At 63.5% G+C, this 19,194-nt stretch carries 17 protein-coding genes; 9 read left to right on the top strand and 8 right to left on the bottom strand.

Going from position 1 to position 19,194, the window contains the following annotated elements:
- The coding region (locus AAC023_RS04670; RefSeq protein WP_339738628.1) for a carboxypeptidase-like regulatory domain-containing protein at positions 1 to 265 on the bottom strand (265 nt) is incomplete at its 3' end.
- Between the two features lie 334 nt (positions 266 to 599).
- On the opposite strand from AAC023_RS04670, the gene AAC023_RS04665 reads away from it, so the two are divergent.
- A complete protein-coding gene (locus AAC023_RS04665) occupies positions 600 to 2,153 on the top strand; it encodes a glycosyltransferase family 39 protein (protein ID WP_339738626.1) in 1,554 nt (517 codons plus the stop codon).
- On the opposite strand, the gene argC is transcribed toward AAC023_RS04665, so the two are convergent.
- The 4 genes from argC to AAC023_RS04645 all read right to left on the bottom strand — a co-directional run bounded on the left by argC (position 2,154) and on the right by AAC023_RS04645 (position 5,972).
- Entirely contained in the window at positions 2,154 to 3,083 is a 930-nt protein-coding gene (gene argC, locus AAC023_RS04660) for an N-acetyl-gamma-glutamyl-phosphate reductase (protein WP_339738624.1), read from the bottom strand. It abuts the gene before it with no gap.
- Entirely contained in the window at positions 3,080 to 4,408 is a 1,329-nt protein-coding gene (locus AAC023_RS04655) for an acetylglutamate kinase (RefSeq protein WP_339738622.1), read from the bottom strand. Before AAC023_RS04655 ends, argC begins: the two co-directional genes overlap by 4 nt.
- Entirely contained in the window at positions 4,405 to 5,415 is a 1,011-nt protein-coding gene (locus AAC023_RS04650) for an N-acetylornithine carbamoyltransferase (protein WP_339738620.1), read from the bottom strand. The genes AAC023_RS04655 and AAC023_RS04650 overlap by 4 nt, the downstream gene beginning before the upstream one ends.
- Positions 5,416 to 5,639: 224 nt before the next feature.
- Positions 5,640 to 5,972: a hypothetical protein gene (locus AAC023_RS04645; protein ID WP_339738618.1), complete on the bottom strand. Its 333-nt coding sequence runs from the start codon at positions 5,970 to 5,972 to the stop codon at positions 5,640 to 5,642.
- A gap of 178 nt (positions 5,973 to 6,150) precedes the next feature.
- Here AAC023_RS04645 and kdsB point away from each other — a divergent pair, with 178 nt between their 5' ends.
- Both kdsB and AAC023_RS04635 read left to right on the top strand, forming a co-directional pair.
- Complete coding sequence (gene kdsB / locus AAC023_RS04640) at positions 6,151 to 6,933, top strand: 3-deoxy-manno-octulosonate cytidylyltransferase (RefSeq protein ID WP_339738616.1); 783 nt, start codon at positions 6,151 to 6,153, stop codon at positions 6,931 to 6,933.
- Entirely contained in the window at positions 6,930 to 7,556 is a 627-nt protein-coding gene (locus tag AAC023_RS04635) for a histidine phosphatase family protein (protein ID WP_339738614.1), read from the top strand. The genes kdsB and AAC023_RS04635 overlap by 4 nt, the downstream gene beginning before the upstream one ends.
- Here the strand turns inward: AAC023_RS04635 and AAC023_RS04630 are convergent.
- Both AAC023_RS04630 and AAC023_RS04625 read right to left on the bottom strand, forming a co-directional pair.
- Positions 7,553 to 8,422, bottom strand: a complete 870-nt coding sequence (locus tag AAC023_RS04630; RefSeq protein WP_339738612.1) for an alpha/beta hydrolase — start codon at positions 8,420 to 8,422, stop codon at positions 7,553 to 7,555. The two genes, AAC023_RS04635 and AAC023_RS04630, sit on opposite strands and share 4 nt — an antisense overlap.
- The gene (locus AAC023_RS04625) at positions 8,422 to 10,140 is read right to left on the bottom strand and encodes an MFS transporter (RefSeq protein ID WP_339738610.1); all 1,719 of its coding nucleotides are present in this window, start codon (positions 10,138 to 10,140) and stop codon (positions 8,422 to 8,424) included. The genes AAC023_RS04630 and AAC023_RS04625 overlap by 1 nt, the downstream gene beginning before the upstream one ends.
- 197 nt (positions 10,141 to 10,337) lie before the next feature.
- On the opposite strand from AAC023_RS04625, the gene AAC023_RS04620 reads away from it, so the two are divergent.
- Positions 10,338 to 12,029 (top strand): M28 family metallopeptidase, encoded by a 1,692-nt coding sequence (locus AAC023_RS04620; RefSeq protein WP_339738608.1) that lies wholly within the window; start codon positions 10,338 to 10,340, stop codon positions 12,027 to 12,029.
- A gap of 70 nt (positions 12,030 to 12,099) precedes the next feature.
- Here AAC023_RS04620 and AAC023_RS04615 read toward each other — a convergent pair whose 3' ends face one another.
- Entirely contained in the window at positions 12,100 to 12,744 is a 645-nt protein-coding gene (locus tag AAC023_RS04615) for a helix-turn-helix transcriptional regulator (protein WP_339738606.1), read from the bottom strand.
- A gap of 596 nt (positions 12,745 to 13,340) precedes the next feature.
- Here AAC023_RS04615 and AAC023_RS04610 point away from each other — a divergent pair.
- Genes AAC023_RS04610 through AAC023_RS04590 form a run of 5 tightly spaced genes read left to right on the top strand, consistent with a single transcriptional unit; the run spans position 13,341 to position 19,190 of the window.
- On the top strand, positions 13,341 to 13,775 hold the full coding sequence (locus AAC023_RS04610; protein WP_339738604.1) for an NAD(P)H-dependent oxidoreductase subunit E: 435 nt from the start codon (positions 13,341 to 13,343) through the stop codon (positions 13,773 to 13,775).
- On the top strand, positions 13,765 to 15,333 hold the full coding sequence (locus AAC023_RS04605) for an NADH-ubiquinone oxidoreductase-F iron-sulfur binding region domain-containing protein (protein WP_339738602.1): 1,569 nt from the start codon (positions 13,765 to 13,767) through the stop codon (positions 15,331 to 15,333). The genes AAC023_RS04610 and AAC023_RS04605 overlap by 11 nt, the downstream gene beginning before the upstream one ends.
- A 4-nt stretch (positions 15,334 to 15,337) precedes the next feature.
- Complete coding sequence (fdhF, locus tag AAC023_RS04600) at positions 15,338 to 18,175, top strand: formate dehydrogenase subunit alpha (protein ID WP_339738600.1); 2,838 nt, start codon at positions 15,338 to 15,340, stop codon at positions 18,173 to 18,175.
- Positions 18,176 to 18,187: 12 nt separating this feature from the next.
- Complete coding sequence (gene fdhD / locus AAC023_RS04595; protein ID WP_339738598.1) at positions 18,188 to 18,982, top strand: formate dehydrogenase accessory sulfurtransferase FdhD; 795 nt, start codon at positions 18,188 to 18,190, stop codon at positions 18,980 to 18,982.
- Entirely contained in the window at positions 18,975 to 19,190 is a 216-nt protein-coding gene (locus tag AAC023_RS04590; RefSeq protein ID WP_339738596.1) for a formate dehydrogenase subunit delta, read from the top strand. Before fdhD ends, AAC023_RS04590 begins: the two co-directional genes overlap by 8 nt.
- The last annotated feature ends 4 nt before the right edge of the window (positions 19,191 to 19,194 follow it).

The raw sequence follows: 19,194 nt of genomic DNA, 5'->3' as shown, positions 1-19,194 counted from the left end.
GGAAACCGTCCGCAGTGATTGTCACATTGTAAGGACCGCCAACGCGCAGACCCGACGAGGAGAAGCCGCCATTGACGCCGGTCGAGGTTCTCGAGACCGAGCCGCTTGGCGTGTGCAGGATGGTGATGCTGGCACCGGAGAGCGCGTTACCGGCGCCGTCGGTCACAGAACCGCGGAGCGAGGACGAGGTTTCCTGCGCGTAAACCGCGGCGGGCGCGGCTGTCAGCAGGGCGATCGCCGCCGCGCTGAGTGAAAGTTTTTTCATGAATGTCATATGGAGGTGTCCCCCTAGGATCGACCGGACAGGGGACGAGGTCCCCCAACGAAGCAAGCGCCTCGTACGCCGGGCGTTCGAAGAATCCAAGACAGCTACGCGAAGGTTTTGCGACAGTCCCGGAGACGCAGGCGGGCTCCAATGCGTCGGGAAATCGCGAAAAAGCGCAAGATATGTGTGTGCAGTGCAGCATTTGCTCAACATACGGGGGTTAACCCGCTAGCGCGGCCCCAATCCTTGTCCACAGCCCCCTTTACGGGCCGCAGCGGAAAGGGCATAGCCTGCGGCGAAAATGCTACACTTTCTTAAGACTTGTGAGACCGCCATGGTTGCAGAAAAAGTCAATCACTCGCGTCAGGTGTGGGCCTGGGAATACGCGGCGGCGTTTCTGATTCTCGGGATCGCCCTGGCGCGTGTGATCGCCCTCGGCTTCAACCCGATCGAGCTCTATGCGGATGAATCCCAATACTGGGTCTGGTCGCTGCAACTTGATTGGGGCTATTTCTCCAAACCACCCATGATCGCCTGGCTGATCCGCCTGATGACGACCCTGTTCGGGGACAGTGATTTCAGCGTCCGGCTTGCCTCGCCACTCCTGCACACTATCACCGCGAGCTTCATCTTCCTCAGCGCCCGGCGCCTCTGGGATTCCCGCACAGGCTTCTGGGCTGCCGCGATCTATCTGACGATACCGTCAATGTGGATTTCCGGCGCCGTGATCTCCACCGATGTGCCGGTTATGTGCGCCTTTTCCGGCGGCCTCTATGCTCTGCTCCGCCTGCGCGATGGCGGCGGCTGGGCCAGCGCTGCCGGGCTTGGCCTGGCGATAGGACTCGGCTTTCTTTCCAAATACGCGATGATCTATTTCGCGCTCGGGCTTGGCATTGTGCTTGTGATCGATGCTCCCGCCCGCGCTGCCCTGCTCAATCTGCGCGGCGCCCTCGCCTTGCTTATCGGCCTGGCCCTGCTCACACCCAATATCCTTTGGAATGCGGCGCATGACTTCGCCACGGTGACCCACACAGCGGCCAATGCAAACTGGGGGGGCGATCTGTTTCATCCCGGGGAATTGCTGGAATTTCTCGCCGGCCAGCTGGGCATTTTCGGTCCGGCCCTGTTTCCTGTTCTGGTCGTCATTCTGGGCGGTGTTATCTGGCGCTATACGCAATCATCGCCCGAGGCGCGCCTGCTGGCTGCCTTCAGCTTGCCCCCTTTGCTGACCGTCTGCGTCGAGGCCTTCATCAGCCGGGCCCATGCAAACTGGGCCAGCGCCGCCTATGTCGCGGGAACCCTGCTTGTCGCCAGCTTTCTGCTGCGCGGCCCGGCCTGGCGCCGCGGCATTCTCTATGGCTCCATCGCCTTTCACACGGCGCTGGGCGTTTTCATGGCCGTCACCGTCGTCAATCCGGCCCTCGTCGAAACCTTCCGGCTGGAAAACAGCACCAAGCGCATCCGTGCCTGGGAAGAGACCGCGGCGGCGATCAGCGAGGCCGGACTGGCCGAAGACTTCAGCGCCATCGTGTTTGACGACCGCAATATCTTCCACCAGATGCAGCGCTATGGCAGCACGGCCGACCGTCCGCTGCGGATGTGGTTGCGCTATTCCGGACCGGTCAATCACGCCGAACAGGAATGGCCGCTCGAGGACGGTCACCCGGACCCGGTCCTGCTGGTCTCGCATCGCCCGCTGGAAGTCGCGAAAATGCGCGAGGATTTTGACCTGTTCGAATCGGCAGGCAGCCTGACCATTGCGCTCGATGGCGACAAGACGCGCGAATTCACGCTGTGGCGTGCTCAAGGCTATCACCGCATCGCACGCAACGACGCCTTCGAGACACGATGGCAGGCGATCGACAGCGCTATCCAGGCCGGCGACTGACTATTCGCTCAGGCCCAGTGACAGGCAGAGATTCTGCATCGCCTGCACGGCGGCGCCCTTCAGCAGATTGTCGAGGGTGCAGACGATCACGGCATGGCGGCCATCATCGCTCAGGCCGAAGCCGCCAATCACGGCGCCGGGCAGATCGGCGCCATCGCGAACCTCCGGGATCTCGCGCATAACCCGCACCAGGGGCTCACCGCGATAGTGCGCCTCGTAGCGCGCAATCAAGGCATCGCGCGTGATCGGTTCGGCGAGGGAAAGATGCACCGTCGCGACGATGCCGCGAAAGAAGGCGGCGACATGCGGGGTGAAATGGAGATTCAGCCCGAGATGGCGCGACATTTCCTGCTCGTGCAGATGCCCGGTCAGGGCATAGGGCATGAAATTGTCGCGCAGGGCCTCGAGATCATTCTTGCGCGAGGGCGTGGTGCCGGCGCCGGAATAGCCCGAAACGCCGAACACGTGCGGATCGGCCGCCAGGCGGTCCCGCAGCGGCGCGATCGCCAATTGGCCGGCCGTCGCATAACAGCCCGGATTGGAGATCCGCTTCGCGGTCCGCAAAGCCTCGCGGCCATGAATTTCCGGCAGGCCATAGGTCCAGGCGTCATTGAAGCGATAATCCGCAGACAGATCGATAATCACCGTGTCCGGAGCCGCGTCATCAATCGCCGCGACAAACGGTTTCGCTGCCCCGTTCGGCAAGGCGAGGATGACGGCGTCCGCCCCGCGTGCGGCCACCGCTTCGGGTGCCAGCGCTTCGAAGATCAGCCCGTCCGCAATCTCCGGAGCCACATCATGCACCGCCTGGCCGGCCAGTTCGCGCGAACTGGCGAAGACCAGTTCGAGGTCCGGACGCCCCGCAATCAGACGCAGTAACTCGCGCCCGGTATGGCCACGTGCACCGACCAGGCCAATCTTCTGGCTCACGAGACCGGCTCCAGCGTCGGTGGCAGATCGAAGACCCGGGTCACGACGCCATCAATCTCGGCCGGGCGAATGCCTTCCCCGCGCCAGAAGACTGTCCATTCATCGCGCCGGATCGCCCCGTCGCACTCATCGAAATAGAAGCTGTTGACCGGGTTGGCGGTGCGCGAACGCCAGATCAGGCGTGGTGCATATTCGACCAGACGGTTCCAGACCGTGCGCCCCAGGCCTTCGCCGCGGGCATCGTCGAGAACGGCGAATTTGTCGAGATAGATCCAGTCATCCAGCCGCGTGGTGATCGCTGCGGCCCGATAGCTGTCGGTAACAAAAGCGTGGTCGAGCTCCAGCCCGTCCCAATAGCCCGCGATCGGCGCGCGCCCGAACGCCTTGGCCACCAGCGCGTCGAGGCGGTTGAGATCGAGCGACTCCTTGGAGGCCGTGGAGATAATGGTTTCGCCCCGCCGGATCAGCGTGCCGGCGCCGGCATGGGTGAAGAGTTCACGCGCGAGTTCCGCCGGGCTGGTGATCGAGACCGAGCTGGACAGGGGCAGGTCATCGAGCAGACGTTTGATCTCTTCCAGCTTCAGCCGCATGCCGCCATTGACCCAATCGGCCTGCAAAAGCGCCGCATAATCGGTCGCCAGATTGATTGAGGACAGGACATCTCCCCACTCGTCCAGGAGCCCGCCCGTACCCGTCAAGAAGACAACCTTGTAGGGTTGCAGCGCGTGCACGAGGGCGCGGACGGCGGAATCGGCATTGATATTGACCAGACGCCCGTCATGGGTCTCGCCGAGACAGCCGAGGATCGCGGCCTGTCCGGCGCGCGCAGCGGCCGCGACCAGTTCGAGATGGATTTTCGTCGGCTCGCCGACCCGGCCGAGCTTGTCCTCGTCGATCAGTTCGGCCTCAAACACGCCGCGCGGCACGGCAGCCGCACGCCCGCCGGCTTCGCGGATCGCGTCGACCAACTGGAGATTGGCCTGGGTCAGCGTGTCGCGAATGATGGGGATCGCTTCCTCGCGCGTCACCCGCAGGCCATTGATGCGTTCGGTGCCGATCCCGGCCTCCGACAGGGCGGCATCAAGTTGTGGGCCGCCGCCATGGACCACGACCGGTGACAGGCCGACCGATTGCAGGAAGGCCAGCGCCGTTGCGAGACCGTCAAGATCCTCCTGGATCACCGCACCGCCGACCTTGATGACGGCGAAGCGCTCCTGATCCACACCGGAAAAGCGTTGCAGGTATTCGCGGATCTCCTTGCCATCGCGCATATGCGACAGCAGGCGGACAATCGTCGGGCGAACGCCGGGGAGTTGCGACGTCACTTGACGCCTCCCTGACTGGCAAGAGCTTCCATCACGGCCTGTTGCACCGGCAAGCGATTGGCCGCCTCCTCAATGCCGAGGAAGGCGGGACTGTCGACGACGGCGTCCGCGATTTTCACATTTCGCCGCATCGGCAGACAGTGGCTGACGGTGGCGTTATTCGTGAGCGCCATTTTTTCAGGCGTGATCATGAAATCCCTGCCCTTGGCGCGGAAGGGAGCCTCGTCGTCCCAATGGCCATAGAAGGGCAGCGCGCCCCAGCTCTTGGCATAGACGGCATCGGCGCCGCGATAGGCGGCCTCGACATCGGTCATCATCGTCACCGAACCGCCACCCTCGGCGGTGAAGCGTTCAGCGGCGCCCATATAGCGCTCATCAAGGCGGTAGCGCTCATCAGGCACCAGGAGACGCACATTCATGCCGAACTTGGCCGCCATCAACAGGGCCGAATTGGCGACCGCCGTATTGAGCGGTTTTGGATGCGGCACCCAGGTCAGGAGGAAAGTCTTGTCCTGAACCGCACCGATCCGCTCCTGCAGGGCCAGCATCATCGCCAGTTCCTGACAGGGATGGACGATGGTCTCCATATTGATCACCGGCACGGTGGAATGTTTGGCGAAGGCCGAAATCATCGGGTCCTCACGCTCGCTCGGCCAGTCCTTGAATTCAGGGAAGCAACGGATTGCGATCAGGTCGACATAGCTCGACAGGACCCGCGCTGCCTCTCGGACATGCTCCTCGGCGGTTCCGTCCATCACGGCACCGTCGGCGAATTCCAGCGGCCAGGTTGCCCCCTTGGCATCCAGCACGATGGCGTGGCCACCCATCTTGTTGGCACCGATATCGAAGGAGGTCCGGGTTCTCAGCGAAGGATTGAAGAACAGCAGGGCAATCGACTTGCCTTCCAGCGCACGGCTGACGGTTCCCGATTTGAACGCGGCGGCGCGATCAAGCAAGCCCTGCAATTCGGTGCGGGTCCAGTCGGCAGTCGATAGAAAATGGCGCATGGAAGTCTCAAAATCTCAAGCTTGCGGAAACAGACAGACACCCGGCCATAAGACCGGGTGTCATTGATGTCCATATATCATTGCAAGACTAGCGAGTTCACGCGTTTTTGCAGACCGGCCCAGTGGCGCTCCAGCCGCAAACACGCAACAGAAGCACACTGGCCGGACCAGGTCTTGTCCGGCGACTAGAATGCCTGCGACTTCAACGGGCGCGCAGAACGGTATTAATTGGGCGAGAAGGGTTGCGACCGGCGCATCCGCCTCAGGGCGTAATCCGCCGCTTCCTCAGACCGTTCGATCTGACGCCGTGTCATGCAGATCCGTTCGCGAAAATTGCTGCCGGTCTGCCGGCGCGTTCGGCAGATCACTTCATCGGGGTCATTTTCGACGACTTCAACCTCGTCAGGCGCGGCGGCCTCTTGTGTGGCCGGCTCTGCCTGGCTGGCCTCGGCAGCAGGCGGAGCAACTTCCGGCTTGACGCTGTCCTGGGCACTCACGAGACCCGGGGCCGACATCCACATCATAATGGCAATACCTGTTACGAACAATTCCTTCATGGCGTTCTCCCTTGCCGCCTTCAACCGACCACGATCAGCCGACGCTTGGCAGCCCCGACATGGACGGCCGGCATGGCTCAATTCCTGATCACCTGGCGGCCATGCTCATCGGCGCGGAAAGACTGGAAATCAGTGCAGGCCTGTGGAACAAGCAGTCGCGACTGAGGAGCCCTGCCAAATGTCCGTTATTGCCATCATTCCCGCCCGCTATGCTTCCGGCCGTTTTCCGGGCAAACCGCTCGAGACCATTGCCGGCCGGTTGATGATTGAACGCGTCTGGCGTTCAGCCAGCGCTGCGCCGGGCGTCGACCGCGTTGTCGTCGCCACCGATGACGAACGCATCGTCGACGCTGTCCGCGGATTTGGCGGCGAGGCCGTGATGACCGATCCGGCCTGCCGCAACGGGACCGAGCGCGCCCTCGACGCCGTGGAACGGCTTGGCAGTGACGACGACATCATCATCAATGTCCAGGGTGATGCCGCGCTGATCCCGCCCTGGGTGATCGGCGATGTTGCCACCGCCATGCGCGCTGATTCCGATCTCGCCATGGCGACTCCGGCGGTGCAGATGCCCGAGGAAACCGCCATCCGCATGCGCGAGATGAAGGCCAGAGGGATTGTCGGCGGCACGACGGTTGTCTTCAATCGGATGATGGACGCGCTATATTTTTCCAAGGGCGTCATCCCCTTCCAGCGCCACCCGGAAGCGGGCACCCCGACCTGGCAGCACATCGGACTCTACGGCTATCGCCGCGACACGCTGGAGCGGATCGTCGCGCTCGAGCCCTCACCGCTGGAGAAGGCCGAAAGCCTGGAACAATTGCGGGCGCTGGAAAACGGCATCCCGATCCGAATCGTGCCGACCGATTATCGCGGCCGCTCGGCCTGGTCGGTAGATGCGCCGGAAGACGTGCCGGTGGTCGAGGCGATTATCGCCCGCGAAGGCGAGCTGGTGCCATGAGCAAGGTCCTGCTGGCCCGTCACGGCAATACATTCGGTCCCGGCGACAAGGTGGTCTGGGTCGGCGCCAAGGAAGACCTGCCCCTGGTCGCCAAGGGCGAGGAACAGGCCGCCGCACTGGGCAATGCCCTGCGCGACGCGCGCCTGACGCCCGAGCGCATCATCACCGGCCCGCTACTGCGCACGCGCCGGGCCGCCGAGCTGGTCGCAGTCCTGTGCGGCTTTCACGGCAAGGTCGAGATCGACGAACGCCTGCGCGAGATTGATTACGGCTCCTGGGGCGGCAGGTCCTGCGAGGAGATCATCGCCGAGTTTGGCGCCGACGCCCATCGCACCTGGAATGAAGAACACCGCCGCCCCGAAGGCGTGGACTGGTCACCGGACGAAGCGACGCTCCGGACCAATGCGCTGGCCGTAATGCAGGATGCAGCCCTGAGCCGCCGCTTTGCCCTGATCATCACATCCAATGGCGTACTGCGCTATATGCACGGCGTACTGGGCGGCGAAGCTCATGACGCGAAGGTCAAGACCGGCAATATCTGCGCCGCCGATATCGAGGCGGGCCAGCGCCTCTTCTGGAATGAGGCGCCGAGCGCTGCGCGGCTGACATCGGTTTTCGGCTAATCCACACGCTGCATGAAGGCCGCGATCGCAGCCCAGGCTTCGGGCTCGGTCATGAAGGGTGCATGGCCTGTATCGGGCACTTCGACACAGGCGAGAGCAGGATTGCGCCGCGCCATTTCTGCGACCGTTTCCGGCGTCAGTAAATCACTGATACCGCCCCGGACCAGCAGGGTCGGGAAGCTTTTGAAAGGCTCCCAGAACGGCCATAGATCAGGCGGTACCGCGCTGCTGTCCAGCTGGTCGACGATCGCGCCATCATAGGCGAGGGCAATGCGGCCATCACCGGTTTCGCTCCAGGTCTTGCGAGCAAAATCGAACCAGAATTCCGCATCATCCGCCCGTTTCGGAAAAGCCGCCAGATTGGCCTCCCGCGACCGGGCTGCAGCCTCACCCCAGCTCGCGACCGGGTCGCGGCTGGAGACATTGGCCTTTATCCGGTCGAGACCGGCACCGGCAATCTCCGGCCCGATATCATTGAGAATGGCCCCGGCAATCAGCTGCGGCTGCTGCGCGGCGATGATCATCGTCATCAGGCCGCCCATTGAGGTGCCGATGAAGACCGCCCGCTCGACCGCGATCTGTTCGAGCAGTCCGATCATGTCGAGCGCATAGGTCAGCGGCTGATAGCGTTCGGGTTGCGGGTCGGGATCAGATCGCCCCCGGCCGCGTTGCGAGACGACAATGACCCGCCGCCCCATCGCCGCGAGGCGCGGAGCCAGATCCTCGAAGTCACGCACATTGCGCGTCAGCCCATGCAGGCAAAGCACCGGCAGGCCCCGGACTTCGCCCAGCGGCGGATAATCGCGATAGTGCAGGCGCGGCCCGTCGACAGTCGTGAAGAAGTGATCGCTATATCCCTGTGACATCAAGCCGGCTCGGTGACTCGATTCGCGTCATCGACGGCCACATGCTCCACCCAGTCGCGCGCCAGATAGCGCGAAGCCCAGAACATGAAGCCTGCGGCAACGAGATACAGGCATGAGCCGATCAGGATGGAAATCCGCAATGACCCCTCGCCATAGGTTGGCTCGAGAAGGGTCGACAGCCGGCCCAGCACATAAACACCGCCGCCGATGCCAAGAAGATTATTGATCAGCAGGAAGACCGACGATCCGCTTGTGCGCAGATGCGGCGGGAAGAGATGCTGGAAGGCCGACAGAACCGGTCCGAGCCAGGCCAGGCCAAGCGCGGTCGGAACGAACAGGACGATGACTGCCAGGGTGGCCGATGGCGACATGATCCCGGCCCAATAGAGCGGCGCGGAGATCAGGAAGGCGATCGCCGGCACGAAGGCGAAGGCGGCCCTTTTGCGCTTGCCGATCCAGTCGCCCATCACACCGCCCAGGATTATACCCAGACTGCCGGCGAAGAAGAGCACGCCGCCGAACAACCAGCCGGTCTCGGTCAGAGAGAGCTGGAAGCTGCGAGCGAAGAAGGAGGGCAGCCAGAAGAAGACGCCATAGCCCATCATCGAGGATGCCGAAGCGCCCATTATCATCAGCCAGAAGCTTGGCTTCTCCAGCGCGAGATTCATGAATTCGCGGAAGAAGACGAAGAAGATACCCAGCAGCGCGCCGGCAATCGCCCGGCCGATCAGCCAGGCCACAGCGCCCAAGCCGAAGCCGTCACCCGTCATGATGGCAGGGACACCCCAGGCAACGAGTCCGGGGATCAGCATCAGGATGCTGGTGCCCAGGGCGAGCACGATCCAGTGTGCGCGGCGGCTCACCCATTGGCCCGCGAGCCAGCCACAGCCAGCCCCGACCAGGGCAGCCAAGCTCAGCAAGCCGACCGACTGGATCGCACCGCCACCGAACACCGTGATGCTGAAAATCGCCAACAGGCTCGGCAGGGCGAACATGACCGAACCGGCGATCGACAGAATTCGCGCCTTGGCTGGCGGATAGGCCGCCTCGGTCTCGAGCGCCGTCGGGCGCTTGGCAGGCACGCCATCAAACTGGCCACGCCGGGGCTCGCGGACCAGGAGTTTGAAGATCGGCGCCAGCAGCACGCCGGCCAGGCCGACAATGATGAAGGCCGAGCGCCAATCGAGGCCGTCGGAGATGCCGCCGCCAGCAATCTGTGACCCTGCAATAACGCCGAAGGCGCTACCGACGGGGATTCCCAGCGAGTAGATGGCCAGCGCCCGGGCACGCTTTTCCGGTGGATGATAGTCGGCAATGATGGTGTAGGCCGGAGCGACGCCGCCCGCCTCGCCAATCCCGACGCCGACCCGGGCGAGGAAGAGTTGCATGAAATTGGTTGCCAGACCGCTGACAGCCGTGAAACCACTCCAGATCAGGAGCGATCCGGTCATGATCCAGGTCCGGTTGACCCGATCGGCAAACCAGGCGATCGGCACGCCCAGCGTTGAATAGAGCAGTGCGAAGGCGATGCCGCCGAGCAGGCCGAGTTGTTCATCGGTAAGCCCGAGATCTTCCTTGATCGGGATGGCCAGGATCGAGATGATCTGGCGGTCAAGGAAGTTGAACGCGTAGACCAGAAACAGCAACAACATGACCAGTTTGCTGTAACCCGCGCTCGGCAATGGGGCCGCTTTCGCCCCGGCTGGACTATCCGTCATCGTCTCTCCCCTGACATGGCCCGGTCACAGCATGGTGCCGGCTATCTTGATTGCAACCAAACCTGAACCCTCATTCATGTTTGGTCAAACACCAATTCCCTCAACCCTCTGCAGGCCGCAGCTTGCGCAAGACTTGCCCGGATGCAGGATGTGCCACACAATTGCGTCGAAGCCCAACCGAATAAGGGGAAATCGGGATGAGATATCTGGTTCTTGCCGCTGCGCTCAGCGGTCTGGCCCTCGCCAGCTGCAGCCAGCCTGCAGACGAAACCGCCACCATGGCCACCACTGCGGCATTCGAACCCGCCGTGATGGCGACGACCGCAGACATCAATGAAGCCGATTTGCGCTACCGCATCTCAACCCTGGCCGATGACGGGTTTGAAGGTCGCGCACCGGCCGCGCCCGGCGGCATTGCAGCCAGTCAGTGGATCGCCGACGAAATGGCCCGCATCGGCCTCGAGCCCGGCAATCAGGGCAGCTATTTCCAGCCGGTTTCGCTGCTGGAAATCACCCTCGACACGGCGCGCTCCGCGTTTGACGTCTTCTTCAATGGTGAACCGCTCGACCTCGCAATGGGGGATGATGTCGTCTACTGGACCAAGCGCAACCAGCCCGAAGTCTCGGTCGATGCCAGCGATCTGGTTTTCGTGGGCTATGGCGTTGTCGCCCCGGAATATGGCTGGGATGATTATGCCGGCGTCGACGTGACCGGCCGGACCGTAGTGATGCTGATCAATGATCCAGGCTTCGCCAATCCGGACGGCGGCATATTCAATGGCAGTGCCATGACCTATTATGGCCGCTGGACCTATAAATACGAGGAAGCCGCCCGCCAGGGTGCTGCGGCCGTGATCCTGATCCACCAGACCGCGCCCGCCTCCTATGGCTGGAATGTCATCACCGGCTCCTGGTCTGGCTCCCGCCTCTCCCTCGCCCGCGAACCGGGTGAAGGCACTTTTGCCGGCGTCGAAAGCTGGGTCACCGAGGATGTCGCACGGCATTTGTTCGAGCTCTCCGGTCTCGACTTCAACACATTGACCGCCAGCGCGGCACAGCCGGGTTTTGCGGCCGTTCCAATGACCGGCCTGAGTTCAGCCGGCACGCTGTACAACAGCACGCGGACGATGGATTCGCGCAATGTCGTCGGTGTCGTTCCCGGTACCGAACGGCCCGAAGAATACGTGCTCTATACCGGGCATTGGGACCATATCGGCATCCGCGACGTGCCCGATGGCGAAGACGGCATCTATAATGGTGCGGTCGACAATGCCTCCGGGACCGCGGCCATTCTGGAGATCGGCCAGGCCTTTATCGCCAATCCGCCGGAGCGTTCGGTGATGATCCTTGCTGTCACAGCCGAGGAATCCGGCCTGCTGGGTTCGGCCTATTATGGCGAGCATCCGCTCGTGCCTTACAGCCAGACCGTTGGCGGCATCAATATCGACGCCATCATGCCGAAGGGCCGCTCACGCGATGTGATCGTGGTTGGCTATGGTGCGTCCGAACTGGAGGACATCCTCACCGAAGAGGCTGCCGCCCAGGACCGCTATATTGTTCCGGATCCAAGTCCCGAAGCCGGTTATTTCTACCGCTCCGACCATATCTCGCTCGCCAAGCACGGCCTGCCAATGCTGTATGCCGATGGCGGGATTGACCTGATCGAGGGTGGTAGCGAAGCGGGCGAGGCCATCGCTGCTGATTACGGCGCAAACCGCTACCACGGCCCGGCTGACGAATACTCGGCCGACTGGCAAATGGATGGAATGGTCGAGGATGTGACGCTGCTCTACAATGTCGGCGCCCGCCTGGCCAATTCAGACGCCTGGCCGAACTGGTATGAAGGCAATGAGTTCCGCGCCCTGCGCGACGCCCAGCGCACCCCGTAGACAGCATCGCCAGAATGGCAAAAAGGGCGGCCCGGAGGGTCGCCCTTTTTTGTGTGCCGCGCGTGTGAAATCAGAATGTCTGGCGGGTCACGATCTTCTGGCCGCGCTGGTCGAGACGGCGCTGATACTTGTCTTCATCGAGAACGGCACCGGAATGGACACAGAACACGGCGCGCACCTCGGAGATGCGGGGCCAATGGATGAAATCGCACAGCACCGTACGCGGCGCAGCACCATTCGTAAGCTCGACACGCCCGAGGCTCTGGGCAAACACCAGATCGCTGCGGAACATGCCCTTGCTGCGCAATGTCTCCAGGGTCTGGGCAAAATCACCACCCAGGAAACGATCCGCCGGACGGCCTTCAACCGCCTCGCGGGAAACGCCGAACAATTCCAGCGCGCCAGCGGAAACCGCCTTCAACACGCCCATTGAATCGGTGACGAATTCGATACCGGGATTGAGCGTCACGAGATCAATCCAGGTCGGGGCCGGCGCGACGACAAAGGCATCCTGCACCAACTCGGCCATGCGGCGCTTGACCCGGTCAGGCGGATCCGATTCACCATTCTCCCAGCGGGAAATCATGGCCTGTGTGACGCCGAGATCAGCCGCGAGCGCGGCCTGCTTCAGGCGTTTCGACATCCGGAAATTGCGGATGATCGACGGCCAGTTCACCTTGCTCGGAGACCCGGTGAGATTGATGTCTTGTACCAATTGGCCCCCCTAGGGCTTGATTTCCGTTATGATCCTGCAGGCTCCTACCCTCGATCGTCCGAAGCCAGGCACATCAAATGGTAACACGCGCATCGACACACGGATCACCTCAGCTTGCGCGCTTGTCTTCGTGAAAATGCCGCCAGATCTTCCCGGTCGGGCTTCCGCGAAGCGTCGCAATCAGGCTGACGCAATACCCTCTGCTGCACTTTCAACGGTTTCGCGCATCGCGTCAAAGAATCCCGCTGACTCCGACCGTGAAATTTGACCGCTGGGCGCCCCGAGCCAGGGGTTCGAACACACGAAACGGCGCCGATTGATCGAATTTACTCGGGTTTTTCAAAGTGATGGCAGCAAAACATCTGGTAGCAAACATATACTGCATGAAATCGCACTGCCGGAGCCCCACCAACCTGTTCGCCGGTCCCCAAGCCCGGTCTGTACCGCGCGCGATGGAGCCAGTATGGTCTGCGCAGGAACCGCTCCCGACCGGGCGATATGGCCAGTCGGCCGGGCGCGTTGGTGATCGGGTGTGAGTGCGTTGCCGGCGGGCTGTATACGCTGGCCTGGATATGTTCACGCATGGGGAGATGGGCTTGTCGAAGACAGACGGGGAAATTGTGGAACAGGTCTGCGCCCGGTATGATCACCGTGCCGATGCCCTGATCGAAATTCTGCATGATGTCCAGCGAACGCAGAATTGTGTCGACGACGAAGCCGCCCGCACCATTGCTGCCCGTCTCAATATCTCCCGTGCCGAAATCCAGGGCGTGCGCAGTTTCTACGCCGACTTCTCGACGACCCCGCGTGCGCCGCAGCGGATCCGGCTATGCCGGGCCGAGGCCTGCCAGGCCGTCGGGGCGGACCGGCTTGCCGAAGAACTGGACCGTGCCGGAACGCCGCACGAAGCGGTCTACTGCCTGGGCAATTGCGCGCTCGGCCCCGCAGCCCTGATTGGCGAACGCTTGATCGGCCGGGCAACTCCCGACCGGCTTGCCGCCGCCAGCGCCGCGAGTGGTCATGATGACTGATCCTGTGACCCTCTTCCTGCCACGCGATGCCGCAGCCCGCTCGGTTGGTGCCGATGCTGTTGCCGAACGCCTGCAGGATATCGCGCGGCAACGCGGCATTGCCCTCGACCTGGTCCGCACCGGCTCGCGCGGCATGCTCTGGCTGGAGCCCTTGCTGGAGATTGAGCGCGATGGCGTCCGCCATGGCTTCGGACCCGTCGGCGAAGATGATGTCGAAGCGCTGTTCGAGCAGGGTTTCGCCAATGACCACCCGCTCGCGCTCGGCCCCGTCGAGTCGCTGCGCTGGATGCAATCCCAGACCCGGCTTCTCTACCGCCGCTGCGGTGTGATCGACCCGCTCGATCTGGATGCCTTCGAACGGGAGGGCGGCCTCGCCGGTCTGCGCGTGGCGCTGGAGCAGACCCCTGCCCGCATCATCGAGGCCGTCACCGCCTCGGGCCTGCGCGGCCGCGGCGGCGCCGGCTTCCCCGCCGGGATCAAATGGAAGACCGCTGCCGGGGCACCGGGGGAACAGAAATACATCTGCTGCAATGCCGATGAGGGCGATAGCGGCACCTTTGCCGACCGCATGCTGATGGAGGGCGATCCCGGCCTGTTGATCGAAGGCATGGTCATTGCCGGCCTCGCCGTTGGCGCGACCCAAGGCTTCATCTATCTGCGTTCGGAATATCCCGATGCGATCCGCACGATGCGCGCCGCCATCGCGGCCTGGGAAGCGCGCGGCTGGCTCGGCGACGATATTCTCGGCTCCGGCACCCGCTTCCACATCACCCTGCGGCGCGGCGCCGGTTCCTATGTCTGCGGCGAGGAAAGCGCCATGCTCGAGAGCCTTGAGGGCAAGCGCGGCCAAGTCCGGGTCAAACCGCCCATCCCCGCCATCTCCGGCCTGTTCGGCCAGCCGACCATCGTCAATAATGTCCTCACACTCGCCAGTGTGCCCGATATTCTCAGCCAGGGCGCGGCCGCCTATCAGGCGCTCGGCAATGGGCGCTCGCGCGGCACCCAGGCCTTTCAGCTGGCCGGCAATATCAAGCGCGGCGGCCTGTTCGAAGCGCCCTTCGGCCTCTCCCTTCGCGAGCTGATCGAGACCCATGGCGGCGGCACACTGTCGGGGCGACCGATCCGCGCCGTGCAAGTCGGTGGCCCGCTCGGGGCCTATCTGCCCGCCTCGATGCTCGATCTGCCACTGGAATATGAGGCTTTCGCGGAGGCCGGTGCCATGCTCGGTCATGGCGGCATTGTCGTGTTCGACGACACGGTCGATATGGCGCGCCAGGCCGAGTTCGCGATGGAATTCTGCGCCGAGGAGAGCTGCGGCAAATGCACGCCCTGCCGCATCGGCTCGGTGCGCGGCGCCGAAACGCTGGCCAAGGTGCGGCGCGGTGAGGGTGTCGTAGCCAATCTCGCTCTGGTCGAGGAGCTCTGCACCCTTCTCACCGACGGTTCGCTCTGCGCGATGGGCGGACTGACGCCGATGCCGGTGATGAGCGCGCTGCGCCATTTCCGGGAGGACTTCCAACCCCGGCCACTACAAGCCGACCAAACGGTGGTAGAATAAAAACATGGGAAGCCGCAAAGCGACAGATTTCGGAACTCCCGCCAAAACCGGCGAGCCGAGCATCAGCCTCGAGATCGACGGCAAGCGCGTGCAGGTTCCTGCTGGCACCTCAATCATGCGCGCCGCCGCGCTGACCGAGGCGCGTATTCCCAAGCTTTGCGCCACAGACAGTCTGCAGCCCTTCGGCTCCTGCCGCATGTGTCTGGTGGAGATCGAGGGCCGCAAGGGCACGCCGGCGTCGTGCACCACGCCGGTCGCCGAGGGCCTGAAAGTCACCACCCAGTCGCCGCGTCTGGAAGCCCTGCGCCGCGGCATGATGGAACTCTATATCTCCGACCATCCGCTCGATTGCCTGACCTGTTCTGCCAATGGCGATTGCGAGCTGCAGGACACGGCCGGCGAAGTCGGTCTGCGCGAGGTTCGCTACGGCTTTGATGGCGAGAATCATCTCGAGGCAGGCGTCGACGCCTCCAATCCCTATTTCCAGTTTGATGGATCGAAATGCATTGTCTGTTCGCGCTGTGTCAGGGCGTGCGATGAAGTCCAGGGCACGCTGGCCCTGACGATCGAGGGCCGCGGCTTCAATTCCAAGGTCACCGCCAGTCTCGGCGAGAGCTTCTTCGACAGCGAATGCGTCTCCTGCGGTGCCTGTGTTCAGGCCTGCCCGACCGCGACACTGATGGAGAAGACCGTCGTTGAGCACGGCCAGCCGCGGCGCGAGGTGAAGACGACATGCGCCTATTGCGGCGTCGGCTGTTCCTTCATCGCCGAGCTGCAAGGCGATGAGGTCGTGCGCATGACACCCGACCGCGAGGGCGGCGCCAATGAAGGCCATTCCTGCGTCAAGGGACGCTTCGCCTGGGGCTATGCCACGCACCAGGAGCGCGTGCTCTCGCCGATGGTGCGCGAGAATATCACCGACCCCTGGCGCGAATGCAGCTGGGACGAGGCGATCGACTTCGCCGCCACCCGCCTGCGCCGCATCCAGGCCGAGCACGGCACCGGTGCGATCGGCGGCATCACCTCCTCGCGCTGCACCAATGAAGAGGTCTATGTCGTCCAGAAAATGGTCCGCGCCGCCTTCGGCAATAATAATGTCGATACCTGCGCGAGGGTCTGCCATTCGCCGACCGGCTACGGGTTGAGCGTCACGCTGGGCACGTCCGCAGGTACTCAAGACTTCAAATCGGTCGAGCAGGCCGATGTCATCCTGGTGATCGGCGCCAATCCGACCGATGCGCATCCGGTGTTTGCCTCACGCATGAAAAGACGCCTGCGCGCCGGTGCGAAACTGATCGTGATCGATCCGCGCCGTATTGATCTGGTGCGCACACCGCATGTCACTGCCGCGCATCACCTGCAGCTGCGCCCCGGCACCAATGTCGCCGTCATCAATGCCCTCGCCCATGTCATCGTCACCGAGGGCCTGGTCGATAAGGCCTTTGTCGCCGAACGCTGCGAGGATGAGAGTTTCAAGCGCTGGGCCGATTTCATCCGCGATGCCAGCAATTCTCCCGAAGCTGTGGAAGCCGTCAGCGGCGTGCCAGCGCAGGAGCTGCGCGAGGCCGCCCGGCTTTATGCCACGGGCGGCAATAGCGCGATCTATTATGGCCTCGGCGTCACCGAACACTCGCAGGGTTCCTCGATGGTGATCGGCATGGCCAATCTGGCAATGGCGACCGGCAATCTCGGGCGCGAGGGTGTCGGAATCAATCCTCTGCGCGGCCAGAATAACGTCCAGGGCTCCTGCGATATGGGCTCTTTCCCGCACGAATTCCCCGGCTATCGCCATGTCTCCGACGACGCAGTCCGCGGCACCTTCGAACAGGCCTGGGGGCTTGAGCTGCTGGCCGAGCCCGGCCTGCGCATACCCAACATGTTCTCCGCCGCCCTCGATGGCACATTCCGCGGCCTCTATGTCCAGGGCGAGGATATCGCCCAGTCCGATCCGGACAGTCATCATGTGCTCGCCGCGCTCAGGGCGATGGATTGTGTCATCGTGCAGGACCTCTTCGTCAACGAGACGGCAGCCTTCGCCCATGTCTTCCTGCCCGGCACCTCCTTCCTCGAAAAGGACGGCACCTTCATCAATGCCGAGCGCCGCATCAATCGCGTCCGCCCGGCCATGCCGGAGAAACAGGGCCTGTCGGAATGGGAGACCGTCTGCCGGCTCTCCACCGCGATGGGCTTTGAAATGCATTACGACAATGCCGCCCAGATCATGGACGAGATCGCGGCCCTGACCCCCACCTTCGCCGGCGTCAGCTTCGAGCGGCTCGACAATGGCCCTTCGATCCAGTGGCCGTGCAATGAGGCGGCGCCGGACGGCACGCCGGTGATGCATGTCGGCGGCTTCGTGCGCGGCAAGGGCCATTTCATGATGACCCAGTATGTGCCGACCGAGGAACGCTCCAACCGGCATTTCCCGCTATTGCTGACGACGGGCCGTATCCTCAGCCAGTATAATGTCGGCGCCCAGACACGGCGCACCGCCAATTCCCGCTGGCATGACGAGGACCTGCTGGAAATCCACCCGGCTGACGCGGAAATGCGCGGCGTCCGGGATGGCGACATGGTCTCACTCTCAAGCCGCAAGGGTGCTGTGACCGTGCGCGCGACGATCACCGACCGGGTGCCGCCGGGCATCGTCTACACCACTTTCCATCACCCGGAGACCGGGGCCAATGTCGTCACCACAGAGCTCTCCGACTGGGCCACCAGCTGCCCGGAATACAAGGTGACGGCGGTGCAGGTCTCACCGTCCAACATGCCGTCAGATTGGCAGGCGGAGCGCGAGCGCCGCGCAGATCAGGCCGTGCGCATAATGCCGGCTGCGGAATAGGTCTGCCGCGTGGTGAGCTCCCCCACTCCTGTCAGCCGGCGCGCGACTGTCTATTCCCGGGCCGACGGGCCGCGCGATTGGGGCATTGCCGAGGAAGTTCCGATCGAGATCGGTTTCAACGGCAGCGCCTGGGCCGTGATGATGGCGAGCCCGGCCGATATCGAGGATCTCGCCATCGGACTGGCCCTGACCGAGGGTGCCGTGGCGAGCGGGCGCGATATCAAAGCCGTGGAAATCCGGCAATGGCCGGAAGGCCTCACCGCTGATATCCGCATCGCTCCCGATAGGCTGCGCGGTGACCGGATACATCGCCGCGCGCTGGATGGCCGCACCGGTTGCGGCCTGTGCGGTGTCGAACAGCTCGCCGATCTGCACGCGCCGCCGCCCGCGCTGCTGCCGGGCCCGACCGTCGAAACCGAGGCCATACGCGCCGCACTCGGCGCCCTGCCCGATCACCAGCATCTCAACCGCGAAACCCGCAGTGTTCACGCTGCCGCCTGGTGCCGCCTGGATGGCGAGATCATCCTCGTGCGTGAGGATGTTGGCCGCCATAACGCCCTCGACAAGCTGGCCGGTGCCCGTCTGCGCCGCGGTGAACCAGACGATTCCGGCTTCGTCGTGATGAGCAGCCGCTGCAGTTTCGAACTTGTCTTCAAGGCGGCCCGAATGCGTGCGGCCCTGCTCGCGGCCCAGTCGGCCCCGACCGGCCTCGCCCTCGACCTCGCCGCCCAGCTCGCCCTGCCGATTGCATCGGCCGGCCCGGACGGTGCCATTGTCTTCTTCAGCCCGGAGTGTGCCGATGAATGATGCCAATCTCATCCGGATGGCCCATCAGATCGCCGATTTCTACGCGCCCTATACCGAGGCCGAGGCGATCGAGGGGGTGGCCGTGCATATCCGGAAATTCTGGGATCCGGGCATGCGTGATCGCCTGATCGCTCTCTCGCAAACCCCCGATGCCGGGCTCAGCCCGACCATTGCTGCCGCGATCAAGCGGCTCATCGCCCTCAGCTGACACC

The organism is uncultured Maricaulis sp. (genome assembly GCF_963976135.1).
Taxonomy (GTDB): domain Bacteria; phylum Pseudomonadota; class Alphaproteobacteria; order Caulobacterales; family Maricaulaceae; genus Maricaulis.
The sequence above is the reverse complement of the archived record's forward strand: the minus strand, read 5'-3'. Positions and strand labels throughout refer to the sequence as shown.